At 68.4% G+C, this 2,147-nt stretch carries 2 protein-coding genes; one reads left to right on the top strand and one right to left on the bottom strand.

The window, feature by feature from the left end:
* Nucleotides 1-227 precede the first annotated feature (227 nt).
* On the top strand, nucleotides 228-461 hold the full coding sequence (locus tag ACVMYR_RS33035) for a GNAT family N-acetyltransferase (protein ID WP_457123693.1): 234 nt from the start codon (nucleotides 228-230) through the stop codon (nucleotides 459-461).
* Nucleotides 462-521: 60 nt separating this feature from the next.
* Here the strand turns inward: ACVMYR_RS33035 and ACVMYR_RS33030 are convergent.
* Nucleotides 522-2,147: alpha-L-fucosidase (locus tag ACVMYR_RS33030; RefSeq protein ID WP_457123692.1), on the bottom strand; the 1,626-nt coding region annotated here is incomplete at its 5' end.

Raw genomic sequence — 2,147 nt, 5'->3', positions numbered from 1 at the left:
ACGGCAGGTAGCCGTTCACCGGGCCCGGCACGGACATTCCCACCACGGCCACGGCCTGACCCGAGTCTCGTCAGCGGCATCGACTCCCCTGTCCTGGACAGGCGGCTCGCGCCCGTCCAGGACAGGTGGTGCTCAGGAGGCGGTGCACACCGGGGCCAGGCCGTTGGCGGACCCGGTGCCCTGGAAGCCGAACTCGGTGTACTGGCCGGCGTTCAGCCGCCGGTCCGGTGGCCACCCTCGACGAGCTCTACGTGCGGCCCGGGTCGCGCGGACAGCGGCACGGACACGCCCTGCTGGAGGCCGCCTGCCGGCTGGCCCGCGAACGCGGCGCCGGATCGTTGGAGATCACCGTCGACGGCGCGGACGTCGACGCCCGCCGCTTCTACGAGGCGCACGGCTTCACCAACGTCGAGCCCGGGGCACCCGAGCCGATGTTCTACTACTACCGCGACCTCGACTGATCCCATCGGATCCGGGGGTTGCCCTACCGGAGTTGGCGACGGCGACCGTGGCCGGCGGAATCAGACGGCGGTGATGCTCCACTGGTTGTTGGTGCTGGTGTTCGGGGCCCACATGGCGACCGTGGACCCGGCGGTGGAACTACCCAGACCGTCCAGCGCCGTGCCGGTGCCCCGATTGATGATCTGGTAGCGGCCGTTACCCACGCTGTTCAGCCGCCACTGTTGGTTGTTCCCACCGTTCCACGGCGCCTGCAGCGCGCTGGCCCCGTTCGCGGTGTTGCCCCAGCTGTCCACGACCATGCCGTTGGCCCGGTTCACGATCCGGTAGTAGCCGCCGCCGACGTCGACCAGCTGCCACTGCAGGTTGGTGCTGCTGACGTCGTTCCACTGCTTCACCACCGCACCCGAGGCGACGCTCCCCCCGCTGTCCAGCACCAGGCCGGTCGCCCCGTTGGCGATCTTCACGTACCCGGTGGGGGTGGGGCCGGAGCCGAGCGTCGGAATCTGGCCCGAGAAGGTCAGCTTCACCACGTACGCCAGGGCGCTGAACGGTGCCGTGGCCGACGGCATGGTCAGGTGCAGCCCGGAGCCGTCCTGGGTGCGGTTGGGCAGGTCGATGTACGTGCCGGCCGTCGTGCCGAGCAGCCGCGCCGAGGTCAGGGTGCTCAGGTTGATCCGGTTCGAGCCCAGCGTGGTGATGTTCAGGGTGGCACCCGGCCAGCCGAGCACGGTGGCGTACAGGACGGTGTTGTCCTTGGTGCGGGTGAAGCGGATGTCCTGCCCGTTGCCCTCGCGGGGGGTCTGGAAGGAACCGCCGCCCATCTGGGTGGGGCCCTCGCCGTGCACGGACCAGGCGCGGGTGGAGTAGACCGCCTCCCCGAACCGCCGCAGGTGGTCGCCGAAGCCCTGCAGGATCGTGCGCTGCGCCGACGGGATGGTGCCGTCGGCCATCGGCGCGATGTTGAGCACCATCGTGCCGTTCTTGCTGATCCGGTCGATGAGCGCGTGCAGCAGCGACTTGGTGGAGTAGTAGCCGATGCCCTGGGTGTAGCACCAGCTGGAGCTGGAGACGCTGTCGTCGGTCAGCCAGTACGGGGTCTGGATGACCGCTGGGCCGCCGCGCTCGAAGTCGTAGACCTCACCGCGGTTGTTGAACCCGTCCTTGTACGTGGCGACGACGTCCTTGTTCCAGGAGACGGCCTTGTTGTAGTAGTACGACAGGAAGTTCAGCCGGTAGGACTCCGGAATCTTGGACAGGTCGAAGTCCTGGTAGATGATGTCCGGCTGGTAGCCGTCGATGACCTCGCGCAGCTTGTCGTACCAGAGCTGGTACTCGGGGGTGGAGCCGAGCTGGCCGTAGAGCTTCTTCAGGCTGGCGTCGGACTGGGCTGGCGCCCACTGGTAGTAGCCGGTGAAGTTGAACGCGTGGTGCAGCGATGCCCACAGCTTGAGTCCCTTGCCCCGGATCGCGTCCGCCTGCAACCGCAGCAGGTCGAGGCGGGGTCCCTTGGCGACGGAGTTCCACTCGTTGACCTGGCTGTTCCACATGGAGAAGCCGTCGTGGTGCTCGGCCACCGGGCCGGCGAACTTCGCCCCGGCGTCGACGAACAGCTGCGCCCACTCGTTGGGGTCCCAGTTGCCGCCGGCGGACTTGAGCTTCGGCGCGAACTGCACCCAGTTGCCGGC

The sequence above is a fragment of the Micromonospora sp. PTRAS2 genome, assembly GCF_054052245.1.
This window is presented reverse-complemented; position numbering and strand designations above follow the sequence as displayed.